Here is a 24970-nt window from a genome sequence, read left to right on the forward strand (position 1 = left end):
GCGGAGCTACTGCCGACGACGACAACGCCGCCCACGGCACCCCCGCGGGCCGTCAGCCCTTGGTGGCGCCGGCGAGGAGGCCGCGGACGAAGAACCTCTGCAGACTGAAGAACACGATGAGCGGCACGATGATCGAGATGAACGCGCCGGCTGTGAGCAGCTCCCACGATTGGCCGTAGGAGCCGGACAGGTCCTGCAGCGCCTTCGTGATCGGCAGCCCTGCTCCCGAGGTGAACACCGTCGCGACCAGGAGGTCGTTCCACACCCAGAGGAACTGGAAGATGCCGAAGGAGGCGATCGCCGGTACCGAGAGGGGGAGCACGATGCGGAAGAAGATCTGGCCGTGGCCTGCTCCGTCCACGCGGGCCGCTTCGATGACCTCTCCTGGGATCTCCGAGACGAAGTTGTGCAGCATGAAGATCGCGAGGGGAAGCGCGAAGATCGTGTGCGCGATCCACACCTTCGCGTAGGAGCCGTCCAACCCGTTCACCCCGAGCCCGGGGAGGACGTAGAGCCCCCCGATGCGCAGGCCGTCCGAGAACAGCTGGAGCAGGGGCACGAGCGCCATCTGGATCGGCACGATCTGGAGGGAGAACACGAGCACGAACAGCGTGTTGCGCCCCTTGAAGTCGATCCAGGCGAAGGCGTAGGCGGCGAGGCTCGCGATGGTGATCGGGATGAGCGCCGCCGGCAGCGTGATGACCAGCGAGTTCACGAACGCCTTGCCCAGGGTCAGGCTGTCGCCCGAGTTGAGCGCGTTCGTGTAGTTGTCGAGGGTGAAGCCGGGGTTGGCGAAGATCGTCCACCAGCCGGTCGTCTTGATGTCGTTCGCGGGACGGAACGACGAGATGAACAGGCCGAGGGTCGGGATGGTCCAGATGACCGCGATGATCAGCGCGGCGAGTGTGGCGCCACGCGAGGTGGTGGCCTTCTTGACCTTGCCGCTGGCGGCTTCGATCTTCGACTCCCCGCGGGCGAGGCGCCGTTGGGTGGCGCTGTCGACCGGTACCTGGATCGGAGTGGGCGTGGCGCTCATCGGATCTCCCTCTGCTTGGCGAGCTGGCGGGCGTTGTAGACGACGATCGGGAGAACGAGCAGGAACAGGATGACCGCGAGGGCCGCGCTGTAGCCGCTGCGGGCTCCGAGCTGGAACTGGCGCACCATCTCGAAGGCCAGGACTGTCGTGTCGGAGCGGCCGCCGGTCATCGCCGAGACGATGTCGAAGACCTTGAGGGAGGCGATCGAGATGGTCGTGAGGACCACCACGATCGAGGAGCGGATGCCGGGGACCTGGACGCTCCAGAACGACTGCCACGCGTTGGTGCCGTCGAGGGACGCCGCTTCGAGCTGCTCGGTGGGGACGCCCTTGAGGGCCGCGGACAGCACCGTCATCGCGAAGCCGGCTTGGGTCCAGATCAGCACGATCACGAGGAACAGCGTGTTCCACGGCTCGAGGCCCAGCCAGTCGACGGGCGTGCCGCCGAACGCCGTCAGGATGCCGTTGAGCACGCCGATCTGCTCGCCCTGGCGGACGCGTAGAAGAACTTGAAGATGATCGACGCGCCGACGAACGAGATCGCCATGGGCATGAAGACCAGCAGCTTGAAGAACTTCTCGCCGCGGCTCTTGTCGATGAACACCGCGTAGGCGAGGCCGATGGCGGTGGCGGTGATCGGGGCGAGCAGCACCCAGACCACCGTGTTGAGGAAGGCGGTGATGCCGTCGGGGCTTGTGAAGACCCAGACGAAGTTGTCGATCCCGGCGAAGCCGGAGCCGTCGTTCTTCATGAACGCGTTGAACGCGGTCGTGATCGTCGGGTAGATCAGACCGATGAGGATGAAGAACGCGGCCGGTGCCATGAACGCGACCAACTGGAGACCGTAACCCGCACCTTTGCGGGATCGGAAGTCGAGCAGGAACAGCGCGCCGCCCAGGACGGCGGCGACGACTGCGACCCAGATGACGGAGTTGTAGAGGCCGAACACCAGGAGCAGGACGACCGGGAGCACCACCGCGACCGCGAGGCGCAGCACGGTGTACGGGGTGCCGCGCCGGGGGGCGACCTCCACGAAGAAGAGGATGAGCGCGACCACGGCCGCGAAGACCAGGAGGATGATCGGGATCTGCGCGAGGGGGGGATCCCCGCCAGCCATTGGAAGAACCCCGAGATGGTGATGGGAGACATGGACGCCCTTTCGAGTGCGACTCTGAACTCAGCTGAAGCCCCGACCGGGCGGGCCCGCTGCTGCGGACCCGCCGGGGCGGAGCGTGGTCGGAGGGCCGGGCTCCGTGGAGCCGCGGCCCTCCTGCCTGACCGCTAGGAGGTGTAGCCCGCCTGGATCTCCTCGAGAACCTGGTCGGTGCTGGTGCCGTCGACCCAGTCGACGACGCCCTTCCAGAAGCTGTCGGCACCCACGGACTTCGGCATGAGGTCCGATCCGTCGAAGCGGAAGGTGGTGTCGGCGTCCTGGAGGATGCCGATCGAGTCCTTCAGGATGTCGCTGCCGGCGTTCTCGGGGTCGAGGCCCTTGTTCGCCGAGATGACGCCACCGAGCTTGACGCGGCTGTTGGCCCAGTCGGCGCTGGCAGGTACTCCTGGACCTTCGCGGTGTCGGCGTCGTTCGAGAAGGCGGCGACCATCTCGCCACCACCCGTGACGGCCTGGGCGTCATCGGCCTTGGCCGGCGGGGTGAGGAAGGCCCACACGTCGCCGTCCTCGGCCACCTTGGCACCGGCCGAGATCAGGAAGCCCTCGAAGAACGAGGCCTGGTGGGTCAGCGCGCAGCTGCCGTTCGCCACGTTCTGCGCGACGTCGCCGAAGGCAGTGGAGTTGATCGACTTGACGTCGCCGTAGCCCGCGTTGACGAGGGTGGGGTCGAGGAGGATCGAGCCGACGGAGTCGAACGCCGCCTTGATCTTCGGGTCGGTGAACTCGGTGTCGCCCGCGACCCACGAGTCGTAGGTGTCGGCGCCGGCCTCGCGGAGGACGGCGTCCTCGATCCAGTCGGTGCCCGGCCAGCCTGAGGCCTCACCGGAGTTGAAGCCCGCGCACCACGAGGGGCCGCCGGTCTTCTCGGCGATCGTCTTGCCGAGCGCCTCCATCTCGTCCCAGGTCTTGGGAACCGAAACGCCCCACTCGGCGAACTTCTTCGGGGAGTACCAGATGTAGCCCTTGACGGACGCCATCAGCGGCGCGCCGTACTGGGTGCCGTCGACCTGGCCGTACTTCTGCCAGTCCTCCGACCAGTTCTCCTTGACGTTGGCGAGAGCGCCGTCCGGGAGCGGCTGCACCTTGCCCGAGGCGACGGTGTCGGCGAGGAGGCCCGGCTGCGGGAAGATCGCGAGGTCGGGGGTGTCGCCACCCTGGACCTTGATGCCGATCTGCTTCTCGAACTCCTTGTCGCCGGTGTACTTGATGTCGATGTTGTTCTCCTTCTCCCAGTCCGCCCAGGACTGCTCGAGAAGGGTTGCCTCATCGCCGTTGATGGTGCCGTAGACGTTGACGACGCCGTCGGCGGTGCCGACCGAGCCGGCCGAGCCGCCGCCTCCGGCGTTCGGGTCGTTGGGGTCACTGCTGCCGGAGCAGCCCGCGAGTGCGATGCCGGCTGCTGCCAGGACGGCGACCGGGACGGTGATACGGCGGTGCAGGGATGACCGCATGCTTCCTCCTCATTGAGTGGTGAACCAGCCGAGTGAGCCGCTCCCCGCCGACCGGGGTCGGGGGGCTGTGGCGGCTCGAAGCGCGTGTCGCGACGACTCGGATGCTCGTGGTGGCGACGATCGGAGGAACTCCGAGCGGATCACCGGATTGATGTGGGTGGGCTTCCCACGGAGGGAAACCTTTCCACAAGAACGATAAAAGCACAACGTCGACGATAGAGCGCTCTCTCCGATAACGATTCGGCGTCAAACCGCCGATCCGGCGCTCTCAGTCCGCCTCCGAGCCGATCTCGGGGCGACGATCGGCCGACCGGCGGGGTATAACTTCCTGGAACCGTTTCCAGCATCGACGCCGGACGGATCGGGAGGAACGCCGTGCCAGGCATCGAAGAGGTGGCCGAGCTCGCAGGAGTGTCGAAGGCGACGGTCTCGCGCGCCCTCAGCGGCCGGGGGTACGTCTCGGCGGGAACGAAGCAGCGGGTCGAGCTCGCCGCGACGAGCCTGGGCTACGTCGTCTCGGCCAACGCCTCCAGCCTCGTGACCGGACGCAGCAACAACATCGCGGTCATCATCCCGGTCATCAACCAGTGGTTCTTCGCGGGAATCATCGACGGGATCGAGCGCGCGCTGCTCGCCGCCGGCTACGACCTCCTGCTCTACAACATCGACAAGCACCTCGACGCTCGCCGCAGCGTCTTCGAGTACTACCTGGTGCGCAAGCGCGTCGACGCGATCGTCGCCGTCACCCTCGAGATCTCGCCGCACGAGACCGAGGCGCTCCTCGCCCTCGGCAAACCGATCGTCGGCATCGGCGGCCAGCTCCCCGGCATCCCCACCTTCAGCATCGACGATGTGGCCGCCGCCCGGCTCGCCACCGAGCACCTGCTCTCACTCGGCCACGAGCGCGTCGTGCACATCGGCGGCCTCGCCGAAGAAGAGATGGACTTCCACGTGCACACCAAGCGCCGCGAGGGGTTCCGTCAGGCACTGAGAGCCGCGGGCCTCGAGCCCGGCCCCCACGACGTCGTGCCCACGCGGTTCGACATCCCGGGCGGCCATCGCGCCGGGAGGCAGGTCCTCGGCGATCCGAGGACGCGTCCGACGGCGATCTTCGCGGCCTCCGACGAGATCGCCATCGGCATCATCCTCGCCGCGCGCGAGCTCGGCCTCTCTGTGCCGGAGGACGTCTCGATCATCGGCATCGACGACCACCCGCTCGCCGAGCTGTTCGGGCTGAGCTCGATCCGCCAGGACCCGCAGGAGCAGGGCGAGCTCGCCGTCGCGCTCGTCCTCAAGGCGCTGGCCGCCCTCTCGCGGGGCGAGTCCCCTCCCCCGGCCCGGCACACGCTGATCCCGGCCTCTCTGGTGATCCGCACCAGCACGTCGGCGCCGCGGGGCGCAAGAATCGGAGCATGAGCGACTCCGAGAAGCCCACCGTCCGCGACGTGCCCGAGCGATCGCGCTTCGAGATCGAGGTCGGCGGCACCACCGCCGGCTTCGCCGCCTACGAGCGCCGAGGCGACGAGGTCGTGATCACCCACACCGTGATCGACGACGGCTGGGAGGGACACGGACTCGGCAGCGTCCTCGCGCGCGCCGCCGTGCTCACCATCACGGAGGCGGGCGGCACCGTGGTGCCGCGCTGCCCCTTCATCGCGGCGTGGCTGCGCAAGCACCCCGATGTCGACGCCCGGATCCGCTGGCCGGAGGACTGACCTCAGGCGGGCAGAGCCGCCGCGGCCGGGATCTCTTGCAGCGCCCAGGTGTTGCCGTCGGGGTCGGCGAAGAAGGCGTACTTCACGCCGCCGAGGTCCTGCACGGGGCCGACGTCGAGCGAACGGCCGACCAGCTCCTCCCTCGCGGCGGCGATGTCGTCGACGACGAGATGCAGGGAGCGGACGACCCCCTCCTCGGGGCCGGGGCCCATGCCGCTGCCGACGACGATCGAGCAGGCGGAGCCGGGCGGAGTGAGCTGCACGACGCGCACCGACGCCGACGGGCGCACGTCGTGGTCGAGGTGGAAACCGACAACCCCGGTGTAGAACGCGACCGAGCGGTCGACGTCGTCGACGGGGAGGGGGACGAGCTCGAGTCGCATCTGCACGCGACCAGGGTGCCGCGCTGGCGCGCGTCTGACAATGTCTGGCGGTGGGGAGTGCTGAGCCGTGTCGCGGTGTCAGTCGCTGTCGGACGCTCAGCGGGCGTTGATCGAAGAGCTGCTCCCGGCTCGGGCGGGGCGGCCCTTCTCGGCCCAGCGGGGTGCTGGTCGAGGGCACCGTCTCACCGGATGATCTCTGGAGCCGAGCGACCGGGTCGCAGATTCAGAGCGGCCGGACGCGGTCGAAGGTGATGTCCAGACGGCTGGGACCTCGGAGGAGAGGGTTGCGGCGGTAAGGAGGAGGGTCGTCGACGAGGCGCACGTTCTCGAGTCGGGAGAAGAGTTCCGCCAAGGCGATCTGGGTCTCGAGTCGGGCGAGCGGTGCTCCGAAGCATGAGTGGATCCCGGCTCCGAATCCGAGGTGGTCCCTGTTCTCGCGGGTGGGGTCGAACCGGTCAGGATCGGCGAAGTGGCGCGGATCACGGTTCGCCGCCGCCCAGGCGATCCAGACCGGAGACCCCTTGGTGATGGTCGCGTCGCCGACGCGCACATCGTCGAGGGCGACGTACTTCGGTGTGACTTGGGCTGGCGGCTCGAGTCGGAGCAGCTCCTCGAAGACGAGGGGCATGGTGCTCGGATCCGCGCGGAGCCGTGAGAGCGCCTCCGGGTGGCGAAGGAGCGTCAGCGCGCCGTTGGCGATCATGTTGACCGTCGTCTCGTGCCCGCCGATCAGCAGCATGATGGCCGTGCTGATCATCTCGCTGGACGACATCGTCCCGTCGGGGCCGTCGTCGTTGACCAGCCCGGACAACAGGTCTCCCTGCGGCGTTCCGCGACGGACCTCGGCGAGGCGGGTCAGGTAGGCGCCGAGTTCGCAAGTCGCCGCGGACGCCTCCTCCTGGAGAGCATCAGCCTCTTCGGGGGTCGTCGCTTCGGGAGGAGCGATGATCGCCATGCTCCAGGCGTGAAAGCGCGGCTCGTCTTCGTGCGGGACGCCGAGGACGTCGCAGATCATCACGACGGGGAGCGGGTAGGCGAACGCCTCGACGAGATCGAGAGTGCCGGATGCCGGGAACGCGTCGATGAGGGCGGTCGCCGTCCGCGTGATGTCGTCGCGGAGGGAGTCGACGTAGCGGCGTGATTCGGAGGCCCGAAGTGCCTCATGGTCTGGCGGCGGAGCCGGTCGTGGTCGGGCGGGTCCTGCATCACGAACGCGGAGGTGAGTCCGGGGTCGGCGTCGCCGTCACGACCCGCGAGCAGATTGGAGCTGATGCGGGGGTCGTGGACGACCTGGAGGATCTCGTCGTAGCCGGTGATGAGGAAGGCTCCGTCGTCGAGGCGCTGGACGGGCTCGGCGTCGCGGAGGCGAGCGTACAGCGGGTAAGGATCGGGTCGACTGTCGTGGTCCAGGAAACGGTTCCACGTCGCGGTCGCAGCGGAGGAGCCTCCGGTGACGGGGCAGACCGAGCCGGGTTCGGGAGACGTGTTCACTATTTCGTCCTCTCATCGGAGTTGCTGGAGACGGTGTCAGGGCGGACGGAGCGAGAATGCGGGCGGACCCCTCGGTCGTCGCCAGACGGAGTGTCGATCGTCCGGCCCGTCGGCGGGAATGCCGCCCCGTCGCCGATCTGGCGCCGGTAGTGCTCGAGCCACTTCACGTGGTCGAGGGCCGTGGCACCGACCATCCGGTCGCCGATGCCGTAGACGGCCACGAACGCGCGCTGACCGAGGGACCCTTGCGCGATCACCACGCTGTCCGCCGTCTCAGGCGTCCCCACCGACTTGATCACGTGGCCGAACTGATTCGACCAGAACACGGGGATCTCCTCGTGACGAGCCTGCCCGTCGGTCCTCATGTTGCCGGCAGCGATGGTGGCCTGGCCGACGGCGTTCCCCCAGTGCTCGACGGAGATCCGGCGGCCATCGCCCGAAGGGTGCGGGAAGGCCGCGACGTCGCCGGCGACGAAGACACCGTCGACGATGCTGCCGTCGCTGGCCAGCGCACGGCAGGAGGCGTCGCAGTCGACTCCGAGCGGTCCGACGGACAGCCCCGACCCGCTGAGCCATTCTGCGTTCCGCAGGGCGCCGATGGCGACGACCACGACATCGACGCTCAGCTCTGTCCCATCCGAGAGCACGGCACCAGTGACCGCCCCCTTCGCGTCCGATTGCAGACTCGAGACGGTGACGTGCGACCGCAGGTCGACACCGTGTTCGCGTTGCACGTCGGCGAGGACGTGAGCGACGGTGTCGCCGAGGGCTCGGGCGAGAGGCGCGGAGCCTCGATCGACCAGAGTGACGGGGATGTCGAGGCGTCGGCAGGCCGAGGCGATCTCCGAACCGGTGAATCCTCCGCCGATGACCAGGACACGCCGTGGGCCCGCGGCGAGACGGGCACGCAGACGTGCCGCGTCGTCAGCGGTCCGGAGGGTGTGGACACCATCCATGGCCGCCTCATGGGCCACGGGCCACGGTCGGGCTCGGGTCCCGGTGGCGATGAGCACCCGGTCGTAGGGCACTCGTTCCCCGTCCGCGAGGACGACCTGGCGCGCGCTCACATCGAGGCCGGTCGCGCCCACACCGAGTCGCCACTGGATGTCCAGGCCGGAAGCGCGAGGGAGGCGGGTGCCGGCAGCGGACGCGGTCCCGAGCAGGACCTGCTTCGACAGGGGCGGACGGTCGTAGGGTTCGTCTCTTTCGTCGCCGATGACCGTCAACGGGCCGGTGAACCCTTCGGATCTCAGGGTCTCCGCCGCGGTCAGACCGGCCAAGGACGCTCCCACCACGACCACGTGATCGGTCTCCGTCAGCGCCGAAGGGGTCGACATCTGACGAAGCGGCCTCCGCTGCTCCCCGGTGAGACGGATGGCCTGCACGGGGCACGCTGCTGCGGACTGCTCGATGCGAGACCGGAACTCGTCTGGCGGGTCGGGGTCGTAGACGAGGGCCTCATCGCCCTCGAACCGGAAGACGTCGGGTGCCAGGAACGCGCACTGCGCGTAGCTCTGGCACGTGGTCATATCGACGGCGATGTGCATGTCTTCTCCTTCGTGTGGGATGCGGGTACGGCTGAAGTGTTCAGGCAACGACGACCCCGTCGACGGCGTCGTGCAGTCGAGGCCCGACCGACGCCGAGCGAAGCGCTCATCACGGCAGTTCCGCCGAGCAGCTCGACCGGGAGCTCGTCACGCATAACGCTGATGCCGAGCGGGATGACACCGGCCGCCAGACCCTGCAGGGCGCGGGCCGCGGTCGTCGGCACGAGGCTCCTGGCCACGGCTCCGACGACCGGCCGGGCGCAAGAAACACGATGCGGAGCAGGAGTGTGCGGCGCTTGCCGGAGATGTCGCCGAGCCGACCGACCGGCGGGGACGGGGACCGCGGGCGTGGCGGTGACCGTCCACGTCGCACCGCAGCCGACGCATCCACCAGCTGCGGAACGAGGGCTCTGCCTGAGGGACACGACGATCCCCGCGACGGCGAGACCTACCGCGACCCGTGCGGGCGGGACAGAGGAAGGCGGAACCGTCGACCTCGCGGTCGGTGTGCTGGTGCTGTCTGCGGGAGCGCTCATGCGTGTCCTCCGGTGGGATGCGGACGCGACGCTGCGTAGCAGGAAATATAAGTCAGTTGCTTGACTGAATGCAAGCGCGCTACTTGACTGTCTTCATGCCAAGGCACACATCCCCGACTCGTCGACCATCCACTGTGGACTCCCCTGCCGAGCGGCCTCGTGACGAGGCGACCGGGCGTGCTGCGCAGAGTCGCACTACGCTGCTCGCGACCGCCGAGCGACTCTTCGCCGAGCACGGCATCGTCGCCGTGTCCAACCGTCAGATCAGCGAGGCAGCGGGGCAGGGCAACAACAGTGCCGTCGGATACCACTTCGGCACGAAGCTTGACCTGGTGCAGGCCGTCGCCCGTCGTCATACGGATGACATCGACCACAGGCGCGAAGAGATGGCAGTGCGCGCGGCAGGCTCCACCGACGTCCGCGACTGGGTGGACTGCATGGTCCGCCCGACGACGGACCACCTCGACTCACTCGAGCAGCCCACCTGGTACGGCCGCTTCGTGGCGCAGCTGATAACGGATCCAGCGCTCACCGAGGTGGTTCAGCAGGAGGCACTGGAGACCCGATCGCTGCAACGAGTCCTCGAGGGCCTCGAGCGTTGCCGACCCGATCTGCCAGCGGACGTGCGCATCGAGCGCGACGACATGGCCCGTCAGCTCATAGTGCACACCGTCGCGGACCGCGAGCGAGCTCTGGCCAACGGCCGCCCCACACCCCGAACCACGTGGTCCGCCGCGGCGACCGGCCTGGTGGATGCCATCACCGGGCTCTGGCTCGCACCGTGGACATCCAGCGACGAGAGCTGACACCCGGACAGACGGGCCTGTGCAGCGGACTCCTCGTCCTCACACGTCAGCGCGGCACGGGCGCGGGCCGCTGCGAGCAGCTCCCGGCGGAGCGATGGACCGCACTCCCGCTCCTCCATCGACGCTCTCTGAGCAGCCGACCACGACTGACGACGCGGCACTCGCCACCGCCAGACGCTGCCGGACGAGCCCTAGCCGCCGGCCGGTCGACCGGATCCCTCGGCGGGGTGCCGGGGCAGCCGGTCGCGGTCGTAGGTGATGGTGCTGTAGCCGTGCGGCACCGGCGACCCGTTCTCGTCGAGGCTGACGAAGACGATCCGGTCGATCGCGAGGATGCTGCGGCGCGAGACCATGTTGCGCACCTCCGCCCGCATCGTGAGCGAGGTGCGGCCGAAGCCCGTGGCCCGCAGGCCCATCTCGATCAGGTCGCCCTGCACGGCCGACGAGACGAAGTCGATCTCGGAGATGAATTTGGTCACCGCTCGCGGGTTGCCGAGCTGGAGGATCGCATAGATCGCCGCCTCCTCATCGATCCAGCGCAGCAGGCTGCCGCCGAAGAGGCTGCCGTTCGCGTTGAGGTCCTCGGGACGCACCCAGCGGCGGGAGCGGAAGGTGATGTCGTGCCCGTCGGCCCCCGCGTGTCGATCCATAGCCGTGGAGCGCGCCGGGTCAGAGGGCCGGCAGCAGGACGTCACGCACGAGCGCGTCGAGCTTCGCGTCGGCGTCGAGGAACTGGCGGAGCGTGCGGCGCACCGCTCCGAAGTCGTCGAACTCCTCGACCGTCATACCGTCTTCGCGGTAGGCGCGGCTGAACTCGGGGACCCGCTCGAGGAGCGTGTCGAGGATCTCGGGAGCGACCGGCACGTCGATGCGGTGCAGATCGACGGGCAGCTCGTTCTCGTTGATGAGCACCTGCCACTCGAACGGCGGCGAGACCACGAGGTCGCCGCCGACGAGCTCGGACCACTGCAGGTGGTTGCGGAATGCCGCCGAGAGGATGCGGGAGCGGTAGCCGCGCTCCTGGAAGATGCGGTACGCCTCCTTCAGCGCCGCCACACCCGCCCACTCGAGCACGCCCGGGTCGACGAGGATGCGGTTCGCGGCGACGCTCGCCTTGAGCCAGTCGTCGAGGCGGCCGCCCATGATGGTGACGACGCTGCCGAACTCACGCTCGGGCTGTCCCTCTGCGGCACGGCGGTCGAGGCCGCGCTCGATCGCCTCGGCCACGGCGACCGCCTGCGCGACCGTGAAGGAGACGGTCGCGTTGATGCTGACTCCGCGGTACGTCGCCTCCTCGATCGCCTGGATGCCCTTCGCCGTCGCGGGGATCTTCACGATGATGTTCTCGGCCAGGTCGAGAAGTGGACGGCCTGCTCCACCAGCGCATCGACGTCGCGGTGCAGACGCGGATCCGTCTGGACCGACAGGCGACCGTTGCGGCCACCGCTCTCGCGGAAGGCGGGCAGCAGCAGCGAGGCAGCCTGGACCGAGAGCTCCTCGATGGCGAGCCAGCCGAGCTCGCTCTCTCCTGCAGTCGGGTGCTCGAGTGCGAGCTCGGCGATGCGCGGACCCCAGATGTCGAGGTTGCGCTGGATGGTGGTGAAGGCGATCACCGGGTTGCAGGTCGCGCCGACGGCGCCGAAGGTCAGCGACCGGCCGAGTTCGATCGGGTCGGCCGAGTCGTTCCAGAGGCTCGTGGGGCTGCCCTCGGCTGCGGCACGCAGCGGGAGGACGGTGGTGGACGTGGTCGAGGTGTCGCTCAAGGTCTTCTCCGTGCTGTGCGGCGCTGGGCCCGAGTGGGCAGGACTCTTCCACCTTATCGCTTGACGTCAGATTGTCCGAACAAAGTAGCGGTGTGCAGTGGCGGGTCCCTCCCCGAGCCCGCTCGTCGAGAAGGAGTCGCTGCCATGAGCAAACGGGGTACTCTCGCCGCGAGCGGCGGCGCAGCCGGCAGTGACCGCGACGGCCGGGTGACAGCACCGGGATCTACTGTTACGTTGTTCATATGTCAGCACATGAGCTGACGGCACCATCCCGTCGCGAGCAGCGCGACGACGACGACGAGACGCCCGGAGCGATCCCGGGCAGGAAGTTGTACAGAGAAGTATGACCGAGCACAGCGCCGCGTCTCCGACGAGCGCCCCCTTCGACCTGATCACCATTGGCCGCTCCGGTGTCGACATCTACCCGCTCCAGGACGGAGTGGGGCTCGAGGACGTCGAGACCTTCGGCAAGTACCTCGGCGGCAGCGCGGCGAACGTGACCGTGGCCGCCGCGAAGCACGGGCTGAAGGCCGGCATCATCACCCGCACCGGCGACGACCCGTTCGGCCGTTTCGTCTCGCGCGAGCTCGAGCGCCTCGGCGCCTCCGCCCGCTTCGTGAGCACCGTGTCCGGCTTGAACACGCCCGTCACCTTCTGCGAGATCTTCCCGCCAGACGACTTCCCGCTCTACTTCTACCGCGCCCCGAAGGCGCCCGACCTCGTGATCAACGTCAACGAGCTCGACCTCGACTCGATCGCCCGCGCCCGCATCTACTGGTCCACGGTCACCGGCCTCTCGGAGGATCCCAGCCGCACGGCCCACCACACGGCGTGGGAGGCGCGCGGCCGCAGCCCGCTGACGATCCTCGACCTCGACTACCGCCCGATGTTCTGGAAGTCGCCCGAGATCGCCCACCGCGAGGTCTCCCGCGCACTCGAGCGGGTGAGCGTCGCCGTCGGCAATCGCGAGGAGTGCGAGATTGCGGTCGGCGAGACCGACCCGCACCGCGCCGCCGACGCCCTGCTCGACCGCGGGCTCGACCTCGCGATCGTCAAGCAGGGCCCGCGTGGAGTCCTCGCGAAGACGAAGGACGAGACCGTCGAGGTCGCGCCCTACCCCGTCGACGTGGTCAACGGCCTCGGCGCCGGCGACAGCTTCGGCGGCGCCCTCTGCCACGGCCTCCTGCAGGACTGGTCGCTCGAGGAGGTCCTCCGCTTCGCGAACGTCGCCGGAGCGATCGTCGCCGGCCGGCGCGAGTGCTCGACCGCCATGCCCTCGACCGATGAGGTCGCCGAGATCGTGAGGAGCATCGAGAATGTCCCTGCCTGACACCGTCACCGCGCTCGACTTCGAGACGCTGCGCGAGATCCGCACCACCGCTCCCGAGACCGTGCTGCCGCGGGTCCGCGACCGGGCCAGGCGCCCGCTACTCGCCGACGACGGCCGCCTCTTCATCGTCGCCGCCGACCACCCGGCCCGGGGCGCGCTCGGCGTCCGCGACGATCCGACCGCGATGGCCGACCGCTACGAGCTGCTCGCCCGCCTGGTCACCGCTCTCGAGCGACCCGGCGTCGACGGCGTCCTCGGCACTCCCGACATCATCGAGGACCTCGCGCTGCTCGGCGCCCTGGAGGGCAAGGTCGTCGTGGGATCGATGAACCGCGGCGGCCTCAAGGGCGCCCGCTTCGAGATGGACGACCGCTTCACCGGGTACGACGTGCCCAGCATCGTCGCGTCGGGCATCGACTTCGCGAAGCTGCTGATCCGGGTGAACCTCGCCGACGTCGCGACGGCCGCCACCATCGAAGCCTCCGCCCGTGCCGTCGACGCCGCGGCGGCGGCGCGGGTGCCGATCATGCTCGAGCCGTTCCTCAGCCGGTGGTCGAGCGGAGTGGTGCAGAACGACCTCTCGCCCGAGGCGGTCATCACCTCGATCGCCATCGCCGCCGGCCTCGGCAACACCTCCGCGTACTCGTGGCTCAAGCTGCCCGTCGTGCCCGAGATGGAGCGGGTGATGGCGTCGACGACGCTGCCGACCCTCCTGCTCGGAGGCGACCCCTCCGGCAGCCCGGACGAGACCTACGCTTCCTGGGGGTCGGCACTCGCCCTCCCGGCGGTCCGCGGACTCGTCGTGGGCCGCACCCTCCTCTACCCGGCCGACGGCGATGTCGCCGCCGCGGTCGACACCGCTGCCGCGCTCGTGCACGGCTGATCCCTCCCCGTTCGAGAAGAGAAGCAGGAACCATGTCCGAAACCACGGGAACCGCCCCGATCCACCAGCTCCCCGTCGTCCCGCACTGGATCGACGGCCGCGAGTCGCCGTCCTCGTCGGGCCGCACGGCTCCGGTCTTCGACCCGGCTCTGGGAGTCGCCACCAAGGAGGTCGCGCTGGCCGACGACGCCGAGATCGCGGCCGCGATCGCCTCGGCGAAGGCCGCCTTCCCCGCCTGGCGGGACCTGTCGCTTGCCAAGCGCCAGCAGATCCTGTTCCGCTTCCGCGAGCTGCTCGAGGCCAAGAAGGACGATCTCGCCGAGATCATCACCTCGGAGCACGGCAAGGTCGTCTCGGACGCGCTCGGCGAGATCACCCGCGGCCAGGAAGTCGTGGAGTTCGCGACCGGGCTCGCGCACCACCTCAAGGGCGAGTACTCGGAGCAGGTGTCGACGGGTGTCGACGTCTACTCGACCAAGCAGCCGCTCGGTGTGGTGGGCATCATCTCGCCGTTCAACTTCCCCGCGATGGTGCCGATGTGGTTCTTCCCCATCGCGATCGCGGCCGGCAACACCGTGATCCTGAAGCCGTCCGAGAAGGATCCGACGGCGGCGATCTGGCTCGCGAAGCTCTGGAAGGAAGCGGGTCTGCCCGATGGTGTGTTCACGGTCCTCAACGGCGACAAGCAGGCCGTCGACGGCCTCCTGACGCACCCCGACGTCCGCTCGATCTCGTTCGTCGGCTCCACGCCGATCGCGCAGTACGTGTACGAGACCGGCACCAAGCACGGCAAGCGCGTGCAGGCTCTGGGCGGCGCGAAGAACCACATGCTGGTCCTCCCCGACGCCGACCTCGACCTCGTCGCCGACTCCGCGATCAACGCGGGCTTCGGATCGGCCGGCGAGCGATGCATGGCGATCTCGGTCGTCGTCGCCGTCGAGCCCGTCGCGGACGAGCTGATCGCGAAGATCCAGGAGCGCGCCGCGACCCTGCGCATCGGCGACGGCCGCCGCGGCTGCGACATGGGCCCGCTGGTCACCGAAGCCCACCGCGACAAGGTCGCCTCCTACATCGGCATCGCGGAGGAGGACGGCGCTGAGGTCGTCATCGACGGCCGCGGCATCGAGGTCGACGGCGACCCGAACGGGTTCTGGCTCGGCCCCACCCTGCTCGACAAGGTCCCCACCTCCTCCCGCGCCTACACCGAGGAGATCTTCGGCCCGGTGCTCTCCATCGTCCGCGTGCAGTCGTACGAGGAGGGTGTGGCGCTGGTCAACGACGGCGCGTTCGGCAACGGGACCGCGATCTTCACCAACGACGGAGGCGCAGCCCGCCGGTTCCAGAACGAGGTGCAGGTCGGCATGATCGGCATCAACGTCCCCATCCCGGTCCCGGTCGCCACCTTCTCGTTCGGCGGCTGGAAGGCCTCCCTCTTCGGCGACACCAAGGCCCACGGAGCCGAAGGAGTCCGCTTCTTCACCCAGCAGAAGGCGATCACCTCCCGCTGGCTCGACCCGAGCCACGGCGGCATCAACCTGGGCTTCCCGCAGAATTCTTGAGCCTCTCTCCTCCTCCTCCTGCGTCGTCGTCGATCGGCCGCGGTCGGCGGGGGCGGGAGGTGGCGTTCCGCAGAGCGTCCTGCGTCCGCGCACGACGATCCGCTGGCACGCGGATCGCCGGTGGCGCTCGGCCCTGCGGGCGAGCGGGCCCGCGAGGGCGAGCGAGACGGCTCGGCCCTGTGGGCGAACGAGGCCCGGAGGGCGAGCGAGACGGCTCGGCCCTGTAGGCGAACAGCTGGGAGGGCTGTGGGAGGGGCGGAATCGGATCTCCGACCACGCTGGACTTCGGACAATCGACGGAAGGACGCAGATGAGCACGCAGAACGAGTGGGTGTTCCCGAAGGGGACGCTCACGCGCGACGGATGGGAGTCCGTCGTCGACGACGCCGTGCCCGGGTGGCAGCACACGGGGCTGCGGGTCGCCGACCTCGCGCCCGGCGTCGAGCTCGCACTCCCCGCAGCCGGGGTCGAGCGGCTCGTCGTCCCCCTGTCCGGATCGTTCACGGTCCGGCACCAGAGCTCGGGCCCGTCGGAGACCACCCTGCTGGAGGGTCGGGACTCGGTCTTCGACGGCCCGAGCGACGTCCTCTACCTCTCGAGCCTCGCCTCCGCGACACTCGAGGGGCGTGGGCGCGTCGCCGTCGCCGAGGCGCCCACGACAGAAGTGCACCCGAGCCGCCACATCGCGCGCTCCGAGGTGCCCGTCGAGTTGCGCGGAGCCGGCCGCTCCAGCCGGCAGGTGCACAACTTCGGCACCCCGCAGGCCCTGGAGGCGGGCCGTTTCATCGTCTGCGAGGTCGTCACTCCCGCCGAGAACTGGTCGAGCTACCCGCCGCACAAGCACGACGAGCTGATCCCAGGGAAGGAGTCGCGGCTCGAGGAGATCTACTACTTCGAGACCGCGGTCTCGAAGGGCCTCGACGCCCCCGTGCAGGCGGACCCGTTCGGTTTCCTCCGCACCTACTCCTCCCCGGCAGGGGAGATCGACGTCCTCGCCGAGGTCCGCACCGGCGACATCGCCCTGCTCCCCTACGGCTGGCACGGCCCCTGCGTCGCCGCTCCCGGCTACGACCTCTACTACCTCAACGTGATGGCGGGCCCGGACCCGGACCGGGTCTGGAACATCTCGGACGATCCCGCGCACGGCTGGATCCGCGCCACCTGGGAGGGCCAGGACATCGATCCGCGTCTCCCGTACGAGCGCCGCTCCGGCGACCGCTGACTCCCCCACCCTCGACGAAGAAGGACACCCTGCACATGAGCACCACGAGGCGGATGACGGTCGGCCAGGCGCTGATCGAGTTCCTCGCGAACCAGTGGACGGTCGACGGCGACCACCGCGAGCGCACCATCGCCGGCACGTTCGGCATCTTCGGGCACGGCAACGTCGCCGGGATCGGCCAGGCTCTGAAGCAGTACGAGGCCGAGCACCCCGGAGCGATGCCCTACCACCAGGCCCGCAACGAGCAGGCGATGGTGCACCAGTCCGTCGGCTACGCGCGGATGCGCCGGCGCCGCGCCACCTTCGCGAGCACCGCCTCGGTGGGACCGGGGGCAGCGAACATGCTCACCGGAGCGGCCCTCGCCACCACGAACCGCCTCCCCGCTCTGCTGCTGCCCAGCGACACCTTCGCGACCCGCGTCGCGGATCCGGTGCTCCAGCAGATCGAGCTGCCGCACGACACCAGCCTCCAGGTCACCGACGCGTTCCGTCCGCTCTCGCGCTTCTTCGACCGAGTGGACCGCCCCGAGAAGCTGTTCTCGATCGCCCTCGCCGCGATGCGCGTGCTGACCGATCCCGCCGAGACCGGGGCGGTGACCGTCGCCCTCCCCGAGGACGTCCAGGCCGAGGCGCTCGATGTGCCCGAGGAGTTCCTGGCCCCGCGAGAGTGGCACATCCGCCGCCCTCTGCCCGAGGCGGGCCCGCTCGCGCGCGCCGTCGCGGCGATCCGCTCGGCGCAGAACCCGATCGTCGTCGCGGGAGGCGGAGTGGTGTACTCCGGCGCCGAGGACGCTCTCCGCGCCCTCGTCGAGGCCACCGGGATCCCGGTCGGCACATCGCAGGCCGGCGGCGGTTCACTGAACTGGGACCACCCGCAGTACCTCGGCGGCATCGGCGCGACCGGCACCACCGCCGCGAACCGTCTCGCCGCCGACGCCGACGTGGTCATCGGGATCGGCACCCGCTACTCCGACTTCACGACCGCGAGCCGCACCGCCTTCCAGAACCCGGACGTCACCTTCGTGAACGTCAACGTCGCCTCCTTCGACGCCTACAAGCACGGCTCGCAGCTGCCCGTCATCGCCGACGCCCGCGAGACGCTCGAGGCGCTGCTGCCAGCGCTCGACGGCTGGCGGGTGCCTGCAGCCTGGGCGCAGCGGGCCGCAGCGGAGAAGGAGGCGTGGGACGCCGTGGTCGACCGCGCCTTCGAGCCCTCCGGGGCCGACCTGCCCGGCCAGACCGAGATCATCCACGCCGTGCAGTCGGCCTCCGACCCGCGCGACGTCGTGATCCAGGCGGCGGGCTCGCTACCCGGCGACCTGCACAAGCTCTGGAGGGTGCGCGACAGCCTCGGCTACCACGTCGAGTACGCCTTCTCGTGCATGGGCTACGAGATCGCCGGCGGCCTCGGCGTGCGACGTGCCGCTCCGGACCGCGACGCGATCGTGATGGTCGGCGACGGCTCCTACCTGATGCTGCACACCGAGCTGGTGACCGCCGTAGCCGAGGGGCTGAAGATCATCGTGGTGCTCATCCAGAACCACGGCTACGCCTCGATCGGGCACCTCTCCGAGACCGTGGGATCGGAGCGCTTCGGCACCTGGTACCGGTACCAGGACGAGCGCGGACTCTTCCAGGGGAACGACGTCCTGCCCGTGGACCTCGCCGCGAACGCGCGCAGCTACGGAGTGGACACCATCGAGGTGCAGCCAGGACCCGACGCGATCGCGGACCTGCGCGCGGCGGTCACCGCCGCCAAGGCCTCCGAGACCACCACGCTGATCCACATCCACAGCGACCCGCTTCTCTACGCCCCCGACGGCGCAGGCTGGTGGGACGTCCCCGTGTCGGAGGTCGCCACGCTCGACTCGACGACGACGGCCCGCGAGGCCTACGTCGAGCAGCGCCGCCTCCAGCGCCCGCTGCTCGGTTGACCCGACCACCCCTGACCGCTCGGCCCACTCCACTCCACCCCAATCAGAAGGACACCGTCGTTCCATGAGCACCGACTCGACCGCCCCCGGCACCGCGCAGGGCCTGCGCATCGGCACCGCCCCCGACTCGTGGGGCGTGTGGTTCCCGGACGACCCGGGCCAGATCCCGTGGCGCCGCTTCCTCGACGAGGTGGTCGCGGCGGGCTACGAGTGGATCGAGCTCGGTCCGTTCGGCTACCTGCCCACCGATCCGCACCAGCTCGAGGACGAGCTCGGCTCGCGCGGGCTGAAGCTCTCGGCGGGCACCGTGTTCACCGGCTTCCACAAGGGCGAGGACCAGTGGAAGCGCGCGTGGGACCAGGCCCTCGACGTCGCGGGTCTCGCCTCGAAGCTCGGCGCCGAGCACCTCGTCGTGATCCCGGATCTCTGGCGCTCGGACGCGACGACCGAGGTCCTCGAATCGCGCACCCTCGACGACGGGCAGTGGACGAAGCTCGCGAAGGGCCACGACCAGCTCGGCAAGGCGCTGCTCGAGGAGTTCGGGATGAAGCAGCAGTTCCACTCCCACGCCGACAGCCATGTGGGCACCTACCGCGAGGTCGAGCGCTTCCTCGGCGAGACCGACGCGGCCTACACGAACCTCTGCCTCGACACCGGCCACTTCGCCTACTACCTGGGCGACGCCGTGACGCTGATCGAGGCCTACCCGGAGCGGATCGGCTACCTCCATCTCAAGCAGGTCGAGCCCGATATCCTCGCCGCCGCACTCAAGAACGACACTCCGTTCGCCACCGCGGTCGCGCAGGGCGTCATGACGGAGCCGCCCCACGGCGTGCCTGCGTTCGCGCCGATCATCGAGGCGGTCGCCGCGATCGACCCCCAGATCTTCGCGATCGTCGAGCAGGACATGTACGGGGTCGACATCGACCTGCCGGGGCCGATCGCCGAGCGCACGTTCCACCACATCTTCGGCTGCACCGCGATGGCCCGCGTCCGCTGACGCCGACACCCCCGTTTCGAAGGAGAATCACACCATGTCCCCCACCGACAGTTCCTCCCCCGTAGGCGACCTCCGAGTCGCCGTGGTCGGCGCAGGGATGATGGGCGCCGACCACGTCCGCCGCATCACGCAGAAGATCTCGAACGCCACGGTGACTGCGATCGTCGAGCCCTTCGAGGAGCGGGCTCAGGCCGCATCCGCCCTCGCCCCGGATCCGTCGGCGTCGCCACTCTCGAAGAGGCGATCGATCGCGACCTCATCGACGCCGTCGTCATCGCCACTCCGGGCCCGTACCACGTGCCGGTGCTGCTGCCCGCGCTCGAAGCGAAGCTCGCGATCCTCTGCGAGAAGCCGCTCACGGAGGGCTCGGACGACGCGCTGCGGATCCTCGAGGCCGAGCAGAAGCTCGACCGCCCCTACATCCAGGTCGGTTTCATGCGCCGCTTCGACGACGAGCACATCCAGCTCCGGGAGCTGATCCGCGGCGGCGAGCTCGGCGCGCTGCTCGGCACGCACCACCGCCACCGCAACGCCGCCGTGCCCGAGACGTACACGACCTCGATGCTCATCAGCGACTCGGTCGTGCACGAGATCGACATCGTCAACTTCCTCACGGGCGAGAAGATCGTGGGGATCGAGGTGAAGAACCTCAAGCGCAACTCGCTGAACGCGTCGGGCTTCAACGACCCGATCCTCGCTCTCCTCTCCACGGAGTCGGGGGTCCTCGCCGATGTCGAGATGAACGTCAACGTGCGCTTCGGCTACCAGGTGAGCACCGAGGCGGTCTTCGAGCGGGGCATCGCGAGTATCGGAGCGACGCGCGGGCTCGTCCAACGCGCCGACGGCCGGATCTCGCAGGCGGAGAACCCGTCGTTCAAGGAGCGCTTCGGCGCCGCCTACGACGCCGAGTTCCAGGCCTGGGTCGACGGCGCCCTGGCCGGACGCCTGGGCGGCCCCTCCGCTTGGGAGGGGTACCTGGCCACCGTCGCCGCCGAGGCCGGCGTGCGCGCGATCACCGCAGGCACGCTCGAATCGGTCGAGTACATCGATCGCCCCGATTTCTACGCCTGAGGAGCACAGTCATGGTGAAGATCGCACTCGACCCCACCCCGTTCCACCACTCGCACGAGCTCCTCGAGTTCCCGCGGGTCGTCGCCGACCTCGGCTACGAGTGGATGCAGCTCACACCGCATCCGGACTTCATCCCGTTCCACCGCCGGCCGAAGGCCGATGACGAGCTGGTCCGCGCCCTCAAGAAGGCGGTGGCCGACGCGGGGATCGGCATCTGCGCGCTCCAACCGGTGTTGCGCTGGTCCTCGCCCGACGAGGCGGTGCGCCAGCACGCGGTGAGCCACGCGAAGCGCGTGTTCCAGATCGCGGTCGAGCTCGGCGTTCCGGTGATCAACACCGAGCTCAGCGGGCGGCCTGAGGCGCAGGAGGACTCCGAGAACTCGTTCTACCGCTCGATGGAGGAGCTGGTCCCGATCCTCGAGCGCGAGGGCCTGACCATGAACATCGATCCGCACCCCGACGACTTCGTCGAGGACGGGCGGGAGGCCCTGCGGGTGCTCCGCGGCATCAACTCGTCGAGCATTGGTTTCGTGTATGTCGGCGCGCACAGCTTCCACCTCGGAGACGATGCACCCGGGATCGTGGCCGCGGCGGGTTCCCGGCTCGGTGCCGTGTTCGCCGCCGACTCCTTCGACCACCACCGCTCGCACGGGCTGCGCTACATCTCGAACCCGCCGGGGAACGCGGCCCGCGTGCATCAGCACCTGCGGATCGGGGACGGCGATGTCGACTGGTCCGAACTGTTCACCGCTCTCGCCACCAACGGATTCCTCGAGCGCGAGGACTCGATCATCGTGTCGAACGTCTTCGCCGAGGACGAGACCGCCGACGAGACGTCCCGCTCCCAGCGGGAGAGCATCGAGCAGCTGATCGCCGCAGCAGTCGGCTGACCGCGGCACCGCTCCGCCGAGACGCCCCGGGGTTCCCGCCCCGGGGCGTCTTCTTATGCGCGAGGTACTTGGTTAGAATGTCAGTACATAACCGACAAGGAGACTCCATGCCACTCGTCCGCATCGACATCACCCGGGGCCGTACCCCTGCCGAGGTCCGCGCCCTGGCGGACGCCGTGCACGAGGCCATCGTCGAGACCTACGGCATCCCCCCGCGCGACCGCTTCCAGATCGTGACCCAGCACGACCCCGGCGAGATCATCGCGGAGGACGCGGGCCTCGGCTTCGACAGGACCGATGACGAGGTGGTGATCGTGCACGTCTTCACCCAGCGCGGCCGCGACGACTCGATCAAGCAGCGCCTCTACTCCCGGATCGCCGAGCGCCTAGGCGGGGTCGGAATCGCCGGCAGCGACGTCTTCATCGGCTACGTCGAGAACGGACCGCAGGACTGGTCCTTCGGCTTCGGCAGGGCACAGTACCTGACCGGCGAGCTCGCGGTCCCGCAGTCGGCCTCCTGACGACCGCGCTCACTCGCGCGGGCCGACCACCAGCCGCTCGTGCATGATCTCGACGGCGCGCTCGAGGACGGTCCGGTCCTCCGGCGTGAGATCGGCGAAGATCGGCGTGAGCGCCTCGCCCAGGTCGGACCGCCAGGCGTTCAGCGCCTCGGCTCCGGCGGGGGCGAGGCGGATCTGCCATGCGCGCGCGTCCATCGGGTCGGCGATGCGGTCGAGCCAGCCGGTCTCAACGAGGTTCTTGACGATCTTGGTCATGGTCGGCTGCGAGACGCGGCTCTGCAGGGCGAGCTCCCCCAGTCGCATCGGCCCCATCGAGAGGAGCACCGAGAGGGTGCGCCACACGGCCTGCGACTCCTGGTTCCCGGTCGCCCGGGCTGCGAGCCGCGTGATCCGGTGGGTCACCGAGACGAAGTCGCTCAGCAGCTCGCTGAGCGAGATCTCGCTGGGCGGGACGTCACGGGCGGGGAGCCCGGCGAGCGGATCGGGAGCGGTCATCGTTCGATCCTAGGGCGCGGCGGTAGCGGCGACGCGACGCGGGGCCAGCACCGGCGCAGGTCGGGAGGGCGGCGGCCCGGAACGACGCAGGGCGCCGCCTCCGAGGAGACAGCGCCCTGCGCGTGCACGGACCGCCCGGAGGCGGATCGGCAGCACCCTGACGGGTGCCGGCCGGAGCCGGCGGGTACTACTTGACGGTGACGGTCGCGCCGGCAGCCTCGAGCTGAGCCTTGGCCTTGTCGGCGGCCTCCTTGTTGACGGCCTCGAGGACGGCCTTGGGGGCACCGTCGACAAGAGCCTTCGCCTCACCGAGGCCGAGGCTGGTGAGCGCGCGCACCTCCTTGATGACCTGGATCTTCTTGTCACCGGCGGCCTCGAGAACGACGTCGAACTCGGTCTTCTCCTCGACCTCCTCGGCGGGGGCGGCGGGGCCACCGGCCGCGGCGACCGCGACGGGGGCGGCAGCGGTGACCTCGAAGACCTCTTCGAACTTCTTGACGAACTCCGAGAGCTCGATGAGCGTGAGCTCCTTGAAGGCCTCGATGAGCTCGTCCTGCGTGAGCTTTGCCATGATTTTTCTCCTTGTTTTTCTTTGTCTACGAACCGCGTGCGCACTGCTTCCCGGATGGGGAAGACGTCAGCTCGCGGACTCCTGCTTCTCGCGCAGCGCCTCGACCGTGCGAACGGCGTTGGACAGCGGTGCGTTGAACAGATATGCGGCACCGAACAGCGAGGCCTTGAAGGCGCCGGCGAGCTTGCCGAGCAGCACTTCACGGGACTCGAGGTCGGCGAGCTTGCCCACCTCTTCCGCGGTCAGCGGGTTACCGTCGAAGTAACCGCCCTTGACCACGAGGAGAGGGTTTGCCTTGGCGAAGGCACGCAGCGACTTCGCGACGGCGACAGGGTCGCCGTGCACGAACGCGATGGCCGAGGGGCCAGCGAGCTCGTCGTCGAAGGACGAGATACCGGCGTTGTTCGCCGCGATCTTGGTCAGCGTGTTCTTCACCACGGCGTAGGTTGCGTGCTCACTGATGTCTTTGCGCAGCGTCTTGAGCTGAGCAACAGTGAGACCGCGGTACTCGGTCAGCAGAACGGCCGTCGAGCTCTGGAACTTCTCCGTGAGTTCGGCAACCGAGGCTTCCTTGTTCGCCATGGCTACTCCTGTGAATTCTCGTGCCGGTAGCCCGAAGGCAGGCAAAGAAAAAAGCTCCGGCGCAAGCGCACGGAGCTTCGGGAGACGCGATGATCGCGGAACTGAACCTCTTGCACCTGCGCGGGCCGTTCGCTTCGCGAATCCTTCGTCCGGCGGCGATCCGCGGGGCCGGGGCCCTGCTCGTGCGCTCACCGGAAACCGGCGGTCTTTGGCTTCGGACAGAGTACGGCGTCGCGGCGCGCGGGCGCAAGTCGAGCCTGACGGTCCTGAGGCGCGATGCTGGAGGCATGACCGGTCCGTCCCGCTCCTCCGATGCCGACTCCGCCGTCGCCGCCGTGGAGGGTGAGCTCAGCACCCTGTTCAACCGCGTGCGCGCGGCGATGCGCTCGTACGCCGAACGGCTGCATCCCGAGCTGACCCCGCTGGGGTACAAGACGCTCTCCGCCCTCGAACGGCGCGGCCCCGTGCACTCCGGTGCGCTGGCCGAGCTGCTCGAGATGGACAAGTCGGCGCTCAGCCGCCAGATCACGGCGCTCGACCGGCTCGGCTTCCTCGAGCGCGCCCCCGATCCGCGCGACGGGCGCGCGACGATCCTCTCGGTGACTCCGCAGACAGCAGAACGGCTGCGCGAGATCCGCAGCTCGAACCAGGCGCTGATGCACGAGGAGCTACGCAGCTGGGACCTCGCGGAGGTCGAGCTCTTCGCCGAGCTCCTTCACCGGATCAACGCCCTCGACATCTGACGCTTAGCATCCCCCCGAGCCGGGGACAATCGGCCGCTGCGGGCCCTCGGACTGCGTAGTTTCGGAGTCGATGGATCCGCACGCACCCGCCTCTCTCCCCGCGTCCCTCCCGGACGACGTCGCCGGGGCTCTCGCGCTCGCGCGCACCCTCAGCACCGACGCTCCCCGGCCCGGCACCGGGCGGACGGCCGAGCTGCACGCTCTGCTACAGCGGCTCGCGCGGCACGACCTCGGCGTCGCCCGCACCGTCGAGCCGCACCTGGACGCG

General features: G+C 69.3%; 26 protein-coding genes and 2 pseudogenes. 14 read left to right on the plus strand and 14 right to left on the minus strand.

The features are described from left to right. Nucleotides 1-52: 52 nt before the first annotated feature. The 4 genes and pseudogenes from ACH61_RS05550 to ACH61_RS05560 form a co-directional block, all read right to left on the minus strand. Entirely contained in the window at nt 53-1036 is a 984-nt protein-coding gene (locus ACH61_RS05550; RefSeq protein WP_068209603.1) for a carbohydrate ABC transporter permease, read from the minus strand. Next, a complete protein-coding gene (locus ACH61_RS18235) occupies nt 1033-1509 on the minus strand; it encodes a carbohydrate ABC transporter permease (RefSeq protein ID WP_236713556.1) in 477 nt (158 codons plus the stop codon). Before ACH61_RS18235 ends, ACH61_RS05550 begins: the two co-directional genes overlap by 4 nt. Continuing rightward, nucleotides 1491-2153 (minus strand): carbohydrate ABC transporter permease, encoded by a 663-nt coding sequence (locus ACH61_RS18240; RefSeq protein ID WP_236713557.1) that lies wholly within the window; start codon nt 2151-2153, stop codon nt 1491-1493. Before ACH61_RS18240 ends, ACH61_RS18235 begins: the two co-directional genes overlap by 19 nt. A 164-nt stretch (nt 2154-2317) precedes the next feature. Next, nucleotides 2318-3660 (minus strand): annotated as a pseudogene (locus tag ACH61_RS05560) (ABC transporter substrate-binding protein). A gap of 375 nt (nt 3661-4035) precedes the next feature. Here ACH61_RS05560 and ACH61_RS05565 point away from each other — a divergent pair. Beyond that, the gene (locus tag ACH61_RS05565; protein WP_068209606.1) at nt 4036-5076 is read left to right on the plus strand and encodes a LacI family DNA-binding transcriptional regulator; all 1041 of its coding nucleotides are present in this window, start codon (nt 4036-4038) and stop codon (nt 5074-5076) included. Next, complete coding sequence (locus ACH61_RS05570; RefSeq protein WP_068209609.1) at nt 5073-5375, plus strand: GNAT family N-acetyltransferase; 303 nt, start codon at nt 5073-5075, stop codon at nt 5373-5375. Before ACH61_RS05565 ends, ACH61_RS05570 begins: the two co-directional genes overlap by 4 nt. Nucleotides 5376-5377: 2 nt before the next feature. On the opposite strand, the gene ACH61_RS05575 is transcribed toward ACH61_RS05570, so the two are convergent. The 4 genes from ACH61_RS05575 to ACH61_RS05585 form a co-directional block, all read right to left on the minus strand. Then, a complete protein-coding gene (locus ACH61_RS05575; protein WP_068209612.1) occupies nt 5378-5764 on the minus strand; it encodes a VOC family protein in 387 nt (128 codons plus the stop codon). Nucleotides 5765-5981: 217 nt separating this feature from the next. Then, on the minus strand, nt 5982-6773 hold the full coding sequence (locus ACH61_RS05580) for a cytochrome P450 (RefSeq protein ID WP_236713560.1): 792 nt from the start codon (nt 6771-6773) through the stop codon (nt 5982-5984). Further along, nucleotides 6773-7249 (minus strand): cytochrome P450 family protein, encoded by a 477-nt coding sequence (locus ACH61_RS17890; protein WP_201787582.1) that lies wholly within the window; start codon nt 7247-7249, stop codon nt 6773-6775. Before ACH61_RS17890 ends, ACH61_RS05580 begins: the two co-directional genes overlap by 1 nt. Continuing rightward, on the minus strand, nt 7249-8796 hold the full coding sequence (locus ACH61_RS05585) for an FAD-dependent oxidoreductase (RefSeq protein WP_068209615.1): 1548 nt from the start codon (nt 8794-8796) through the stop codon (nt 7249-7251). The genes ACH61_RS17890 and ACH61_RS05585 overlap by 1 nt, the downstream gene beginning before the upstream one ends. A gap of 670 nt (nt 8797-9466) precedes the next feature. On the opposite strand from ACH61_RS05585, the gene ACH61_RS05590 reads away from it, so the two are divergent. Further along, nucleotides 9467-10138: a TetR/AcrR family transcriptional regulator gene (locus ACH61_RS05590; RefSeq protein WP_068209618.1), complete on the plus strand. Its 672-nt coding sequence runs from the start codon at nt 9467-9469 to the stop codon at nt 10136-10138. Between the two features lie 191 nt (nt 10139-10329). On the opposite strand, the gene ACH61_RS05595 is transcribed toward ACH61_RS05590, so the two are convergent. Genes ACH61_RS05595 through ACH61_RS18250 form a run of 3 tightly spaced genes read right to left on the minus strand, consistent with a single transcriptional unit; the run spans nt 10330 to nt 11901 of the window. Beyond that, nucleotides 10330-10788, minus strand: a complete 459-nt coding sequence (locus ACH61_RS05595; protein ID WP_082845048.1) for an acyl-CoA thioesterase — start codon at nt 10786-10788, stop codon at nt 10330-10332. A 19-nt stretch (nt 10789-10807) separates the two neighbouring features. Continuing rightward, nucleotides 10808-11473, minus strand: coding sequence for a transaldolase family protein (locus ACH61_RS18245; protein WP_236713558.1), 666 nt, complete (start codon nt 11471-11473; stop codon nt 10808-10810). Further along, the gene (locus ACH61_RS18250; protein ID WP_236713559.1) at nt 11470-11901 is read right to left on the minus strand and encodes a beta/alpha barrel domain-containing protein; all 432 of its coding nucleotides are present in this window, start codon (nt 11899-11901) and stop codon (nt 11470-11472) included. Before ACH61_RS18250 ends, ACH61_RS18245 begins: the two co-directional genes overlap by 4 nt. A 343-nt stretch (nt 11902-12244) precedes the next feature. On the opposite strand from ACH61_RS18250, the gene iolC reads away from it, so the two are divergent. The 9 genes from iolC to ACH61_RS05645 all read left to right on the plus strand — a co-directional run bounded on the left by iolC (nt 12245) and on the right by ACH61_RS05645 (nt 22311). Beyond that, nucleotides 12245-13231, plus strand: coding sequence for a 5-dehydro-2-deoxygluconokinase (gene iolC, locus ACH61_RS05605; RefSeq protein ID WP_068209621.1), 987 nt, complete (start codon nt 12245-12247; stop codon nt 13229-13231). Beyond that, nucleotides 13218-14114, plus strand: a complete 897-nt coding sequence (locus ACH61_RS05610) for a Cgl0159 family (beta/alpha)8-fold protein (RefSeq protein ID WP_068209624.1) — start codon at nt 13218-13220, stop codon at nt 14112-14114. The genes iolC and ACH61_RS05610 overlap by 14 nt, the downstream gene beginning before the upstream one ends. Nucleotides 14115-14146: 32 nt before the next feature. Beyond that, nucleotides 14147-15673: a CoA-acylating methylmalonate-semialdehyde dehydrogenase gene (locus tag ACH61_RS05615; RefSeq protein ID WP_068209627.1), complete on the plus strand. Its 1527-nt coding sequence runs from the start codon at nt 14147-14149 to the stop codon at nt 15671-15673. A 310-nt stretch (nt 15674-15983) separates the two neighbouring features. Further along, nucleotides 15984-16895 (plus strand): 5-deoxy-glucuronate isomerase, encoded by a 912-nt coding sequence (gene iolB / locus ACH61_RS05620; protein WP_068209630.1) that lies wholly within the window; start codon nt 15984-15986, stop codon nt 16893-16895. A 35-nt stretch (nt 16896-16930) separates the two neighbouring features. Next, complete coding sequence (iolD, locus tag ACH61_RS05625) at nt 16931-18829, plus strand: 3D-(3,5/4)-trihydroxycyclohexane-1,2-dione acylhydrolase (decyclizing) (protein WP_068209633.1); 1899 nt, start codon at nt 16931-16933, stop codon at nt 18827-18829. Nucleotides 18830-18893: 64 nt separating this feature from the next. Continuing rightward, nucleotides 18894-19829: a sugar phosphate isomerase/epimerase family protein gene (locus tag ACH61_RS05630; RefSeq protein WP_068209636.1), complete on the plus strand. Its 936-nt coding sequence runs from the start codon at nt 18894-18896 to the stop codon at nt 19827-19829. 273 nt (nt 19830-20102) lie between these two features. Then, nucleotides 20103-20900 (plus strand): Gfo/Idh/MocA family protein, encoded by a 798-nt coding sequence (locus ACH61_RS18260; protein ID WP_269085058.1) that lies wholly within the window; start codon nt 20103-20105, stop codon nt 20898-20900. A 14-nt stretch (nt 20901-20914) separates the two neighbouring features. Further along, complete coding sequence (locus tag ACH61_RS05640; RefSeq protein WP_199220848.1) at nt 20915-21790, plus strand: sugar phosphate isomerase/epimerase family protein; 876 nt, start codon at nt 20915-20917, stop codon at nt 21788-21790. Nucleotides 21791-21897: 107 nt separating this feature from the next. After that, the gene (locus tag ACH61_RS05645; protein WP_068209643.1) at nt 21898-22311 is read left to right on the plus strand and encodes a tautomerase family protein; all 414 of its coding nucleotides are present in this window, start codon (nt 21898-21900) and stop codon (nt 22309-22311) included. A gap of 9 nt (nt 22312-22320) precedes the next feature. Here the strand turns inward: ACH61_RS05645 and ACH61_RS05650 are convergent, their stop codons facing one another. The 3 genes from ACH61_RS05650 to rplJ form a co-directional block, all read right to left on the minus strand. Further along, on the minus strand, nt 22321-22806 hold the full coding sequence (locus ACH61_RS05650; RefSeq protein ID WP_082845049.1) for a MarR family winged helix-turn-helix transcriptional regulator: 486 nt from the start codon (nt 22804-22806) through the stop codon (nt 22321-22323). 187 nt (nt 22807-22993) lie between these two features. Next, nucleotides 22994-23377 (minus strand): 50S ribosomal protein L7/L12, encoded by a 384-nt coding sequence (gene rplL / locus ACH61_RS05655; protein ID WP_068209646.1) that lies wholly within the window; start codon nt 23375-23377, stop codon nt 22994-22996. A 66-nt stretch (nt 23378-23443) separates the two neighbouring features. Next, nucleotides 23444-23959, minus strand: a complete 516-nt coding sequence (gene rplJ / locus ACH61_RS05660) for a 50S ribosomal protein L10 (RefSeq protein WP_068209649.1) — start codon at nt 23957-23959, stop codon at nt 23444-23446. Nucleotides 23960-24246: 287 nt separating this feature from the next. Here rplJ and ACH61_RS05665 point away from each other — a divergent pair, with 287 nt between their 5' ends. Together ACH61_RS05665 and ACH61_RS05670 are read left to right on the plus strand one after the other, a co-directional pair. Further along, on the plus strand, nt 24247-24702 hold the full coding sequence (locus ACH61_RS05665; protein ID WP_158286089.1) for a MarR family winged helix-turn-helix transcriptional regulator: 456 nt from the start codon (nt 24247-24249) through the stop codon (nt 24700-24702). A 70-nt stretch (nt 24703-24772) separates the two neighbouring features. Next, nucleotides 24773-24970: pseudogene (locus tag ACH61_RS05670) on the plus strand (acyl-CoA dehydrogenase family protein); the annotation flags it as partial.

The sequence above is a fragment of the Rathayibacter tanaceti genome, from assembly GCF_001634385.1.
In the GTDB taxonomy this organism is placed as follows: domain Bacteria; phylum Actinomycetota; class Actinomycetes; order Actinomycetales; family Microbacteriaceae; genus Rathayibacter; species Rathayibacter tanaceti.